The 1,786-nt window shown below is 63.3% G+C and carries 2 protein-coding genes and 1 pseudogene; all 3 read left to right on the top strand.

What is annotated here, in order from left to right; all coding sequences use genetic code 11:
• A partial coding sequence (locus tag EOS_RS31240; RefSeq protein WP_047896072.1) for a helix-turn-helix transcriptional regulator occupies positions 1-682 on the top strand: 682 nt, incomplete at its 5' end.
• A gap of 261 nt (positions 683-943) precedes the next feature.
• Positions 944-1,528, top strand: coding sequence for a sigma-70 family RNA polymerase sigma factor (locus EOS_RS31235; RefSeq protein ID WP_047896073.1), 585 nt, complete (start codon positions 944-946; stop codon positions 1,526-1,528).
• A pseudogene (locus EOS_RS31230) lies at positions 1,528-1,786 on the top strand (anti-sigma factor); the annotation flags it as partial. The gene EOS_RS31235 and the pseudogene EOS_RS31230, both read left to right, overlap by 1 nt.

Below are 1,786 nucleotides of genomic sequence, written 5' to 3'. Positions count from 1 at the left end.
CGAAGAAGTCGCCCAATTGTGCGGCGTCAGTCCGACCTGGTACACGTGGATCGAACAGGGACGGCCGGTGTCCGCTTCCGCCGACGCGCTCGCGCGCATCGCCGTGGCGTTGCAGTTATCGCGGGCCGAGCGGGCTTATCTGTTCGAGCTTGCCGCCCAGCGCGATCCCGCCGAACCCGATCCGGCGGCGCAGGACGCCCCGGCAGCGCTGCTGAAATCGGTGGAATTGATCGATGCGCCCGCCTACGTTCTCGACCGGCAGTGGAACGCGTTGCGCTGGAACGCACAAGCGTCGGCGTTGTTCGCTGGCTGGCTAGATGGTGTTCAGGACCGCAATCTGCTTGCCTTCACATTCACGGCGCCGGGCGCGCAGAGCCTGATCGTGGATTGGGAGACGCGTGCACGACGGCTGGTGGCCGAGTTTCGGGCCGATTCGATCCGTCATCTGAACGATGCTCCCACGCGAGCGCTGATCGATTCGCTCAGCGCTGCAAGCGACGCGTTCGCGCGTTTTTGGGCATCGCAGGACGTCGGCGAACGGGAGGGCGGTGCGCGGGAATTCAATCATCCGACGCGCGGGCGCCTGGTGTTCGACCAGATTACGTTCAAGCCGGCGCATCGGGAAGATTTGAAACTGGTGATCCTGGTGGGCGCCGACGCGGCGGGACTTCCCAGCCGGTAGTCAGTAGTCGATAGTTGGTAGCTTAAAAAAATGCCCGGCTTATCAGGCCGGGCAAAGCCGCATCTCCCCGGCCGCGCCGGAGGAGAACGGGGACACAGGGTGAGCCGTGCGTGCCGCGCCGATTGTTTCGCGCGCCGCGGGGCTCGCATCCGTGGGTACGCAGGCTCAAGCGAAACGGATGCATCCGGATGCAAAAAAAACAGTGCGGTTCGACATGATTATTTCCGTAAGATCAATCGCGCCGCCCACCCGACCGGTCCCATGACGACACCCCTTCCCCACGACCCGACCCCCGACACCCTCGTGCAATTGCTCGATCGCGTCGCCAGCGAAGATGCCGCCGCGTTGCGCGCGCTCTACGATTTGACTTCGTCGAAACTGTTTGGCCTGGCGCTCCGTATATTGGTGAAGCGGGAGTGGGCCGAAGAAGTGTTGCAGGATGCATTCGTCAATATCTGGCGATACGCGGGCGACTACAAAGCCGGCCTGTCCGCGCCGATGACCTGGATGGCGGCGATTGTCCGCAACCGGGCCCTCGATTATTTGCGGCGGCAAAAGGCCAACGGGGCAAGCGCCGAAACAGAATGGAGCGACGCGTTGGACGATACCTTGCCGGCAAACGAGGCAGATCCCTCCGAGCAAACGTTGATGAGCGAGGAAGCACGGCAACTTGCCATCTGCATGGAGCGGCTCGAAGCCAATCAGCGACAGGCTGTGGCGCTGGCCTATCTGCGCGATCAGAGCCACAGCGAAGTGGCCGATGTCCTTAAAGTACCGCTCGGCACCGTGAAGTCGTGGATTCGGCGCGGCCTCGAAAAACTTAAAACGTGCCTGGGAGGTCTGTGATGGATTTGCATCGACACGCAGGCCTCGTCGATCAGCTTGCCGCCGAATACACGCTCGGCGTGTTGCGTGGCGGGTCTCGAAGGCGGTTTGAGAGTATCTCGCAGCACGATCCGGCGATCCGTTTAGCCGTTGAAACGTGGCGGCTGCGGCTCGTGGCCATGGCCGAACTCGGGCCCGCGGCCGCGCCGCCACCTGAAGTTTGGCCGGCTATCGAGCGGCGCTTGAATCTGGTGAACGCGCGGCGTGATGCGGCGGCCG

It is taken from the genome of Caballeronia mineralivorans PML1(12), assembly GCF_001028175.1.
In the GTDB taxonomy this organism is placed as follows: Bacteria; Pseudomonadota; Gammaproteobacteria; order Burkholderiales; family Burkholderiaceae; genus Caballeronia; species Caballeronia mineralivorans.
Note: the sequence above shows the minus strand (reverse complement) of the source record. Positions and strands in the feature narration are given on the sequence as shown.

Excerpts from the sequence above, each read along its gene's own strand:
- EOS_RS31235 (WP_047896073.1), top strand. The coding sequence starts at position 944 with ATGACGACACCCCTTCCCCACGACCCGACCCCCGACACCCTCGTGCAA.